At 67.3% G+C, this 2,227-nt stretch carries 3 protein-coding genes; all 3 read right to left on the bottom strand.

The window, feature by feature from the left end; genetic code table 11:
* Positions 1-755: phosphohexomutase domain-containing protein (locus CCN35_RS24090; RefSeq protein ID WP_483883427.1), on the bottom strand; the 755-nt coding region annotated here is incomplete at its 3' end.
* A gap of 190 nt (positions 756-945) precedes the next feature.
* A complete protein-coding gene (gene rpsI, locus CCN35_RS24085) occupies positions 946-1,458 on the bottom strand; it encodes a 30S ribosomal protein S9 (protein WP_067397083.1) in 513 nt (170 codons plus the stop codon).
* 42 nt (positions 1,459-1,500) lie between these two features.
* Positions 1,501-1,944: a 50S ribosomal protein L13 gene (gene rplM, locus CCN35_RS24080; protein WP_067397082.1), complete on the bottom strand. Its 444-nt coding sequence runs from the start codon at positions 1,942-1,944 to the stop codon at positions 1,501-1,503.
* Positions 1,945-2,227 lie beyond the last annotated feature (283 nt).

Genomic DNA, 2,227 nt, shown 5'->3' with positions numbered 1-2,227 from the left:
CAGCGGTCGGCGTCGCCGTCGTGCGCGATGCCGAGGTCGGCGCCGTGCTCGACCACGGCCGCCTTGAGGCGCTCGAGGTGGGTCGAGCCGTAGCCGTCGTTGATGTTGAGGCCGTCCGGCTGCGCGCCGATGGTGACGACCTCGGCACCGGCCCGCCGGAAGGCCTCCGGCGAGACCTCGAAGGCGGCGCCGTGCGCCTCGTCGAGGACGATCTTGAGGCCGTCGAGCCGGTTCGGCAGGGCCTCGACGAGGTGGGTGACGTACTTGTCGAAGCCCTCGTCGTAGTCGCGCACCCGGCCCACGCCCGCGCCCGTGGGACGGTCCCAGGGCTCGCCGGTGCGGTGCTCCTCGTAGACCGCCTCGATACGGTCCTCCAGCTCGTCGGGGAGCTTGTGACCGCCGCGGGCGAAGAACTTGATGCCGTTGTCCGGCATGGCGTTGTGGCTGGCCGACAGCATCACGCCCAGATCGGCGTCGAGTGCGCCGGTGAGGTATGCCACCGCCGGCGTCGGCAGGACGCCGACGCGCAGGACGTCCACGCCCGCGCTCGCCAGACCGGCGACCACGGCGGCCTCCAGGAACTCCCCGGACGCGCGCGGGTCCCGCCCCACCACCGCGGTCGGCCTGTGGCCCTCGAAGGTGCCCGCCTCGGCCAGTACGTGCGCCGCGGCGACGGAGAGCCCGAGTGCCAGCTCGGCGGTCAGGTCCGCGTTGGCAACGCCCCGCACGCCGTCCGTGCCGAAGAGTCGTCCCACTTGTCCTCCTGGAGAAGCACCACTTCGAAAAGATGCTGGATTATGGCATTCGACGACCCGGGCATTCGATCGCACCAGCCTTTGAACAGCTTGTGCCGTTATACGTCCAAGCTCTGTGATATACGAACGCCCCGGAGCACAGTGGCGTGCCGCCGGGGCGTTCGGAGTACCTGCAGGGGCGCCGCTGAAATCAGCGCTTGCTGTACTGCGGGGCCTTACGGGCCTTCTTCAGACCGGCCTTCTTGCGCTCGACCGCACGGGCGTCGCGGCGGAGGAAGCCGGCCTTCTTCAGCGGGCCACGGTTGTTGTCGACGTCGGCCTCGTTCAGAGCACGGGCGACGCCGAGACGGAGGGCACCGGCCTGGCCGGAGACACCACCGCCGGAGATACGGGCGATGACGTCGTAGCGGCCCTCGAGCTCCAGCACCTTGAAGGGCTCGTTGACCTGCTGCTGGTGCACCTTGTTCGGGAAGTAGTCCTCGAGGGTGCGACCGTTGATCTTCCACTTGCCGCTGCCCGGAACGATCCGGACACGGGCAATGGCGGTCTTGCGGCGGCCCAGTCCGGCGGCCGGCTGCGGCTCGCCGAAGCGGGAGGCCAGGGACTCCGAGGTGTACTCGCCCTCTACGGGGTACTCGGACTCGGTGGTGTAGCTGTCGATGTCAAGCTCTTCGAGCGGCTGCTCGGCAGTGGTCTCGGCCACGATTCTCCTCAGATTCTCTTTCGTCTTAGGGGCTGGCCGGACTTACTGCGCGACCTGGGTGATCTTGTACGGCACCGGCTTCTGCGCGGCGTGCGGGTGCTGGTCACCCCTGTAGACCTTCAGCTTCGAGAGCATCTGACGGCCAAGGGAGTTCTTGGGGAGCATGCCCTTGACGGCCTTCTCGACGGCCTTCTCCGGGTTCTTCTCAAGCAGCTCGTCATAGCGGACCGAGCGCAGACCACCCGGGTAACCGGAGTGGCGGTACGCCAGCTTCTGGGTCCGCTTGTTGCCGGAAAGGTGCACCTTGTCGGCGTTGATGATGATGACGAAGTCACCGGTGTCGACATGCGGTGCGTAAATCGGCTTGTGCTTGCCCCGCAGAAGGGTGGCGGCGGTGGACGCCAGGCGGCCCAGGACAACATCCTGAGCGTCAATGACATGCCACTGGCGCGTGATGTCGCCGGGCTTGGGGCTGTACGTACGCACGGTTCGTAGCCTTCGCTTCTTCAGTGAGTGGTCCTGACAAGGTCACCGAAGACGATCACGACAGCCTTGACCGCACCGCGGCGACGCAAAACCGCGTGCTGGTCGCTGGTCATCGGCCCGGTGGACCGGTGTAAGGGCCCGTCCCGTGAGAATGAGCAAGCCAATACACAACGAAACCGCAGAATACCCGCGGCGCCCTCCGAGGGTCAAAACGGGGGCGGCGGCGCGAATACTGCGTGTTCCGTTCCCAGTGTACGCCCCTCCCCCGGCACCTCCGTCCCAC

This window comes from Streptomyces thermovulgaris (genome assembly GCF_002155915.1).
In the GTDB taxonomy this organism is placed as follows: Bacteria; Actinomycetota; Actinomycetes; order Streptomycetales; family Streptomycetaceae; genus Streptomyces; species Streptomyces thermovulgaris.
This window is presented reverse-complemented; position numbering and strand designations above follow the sequence as displayed.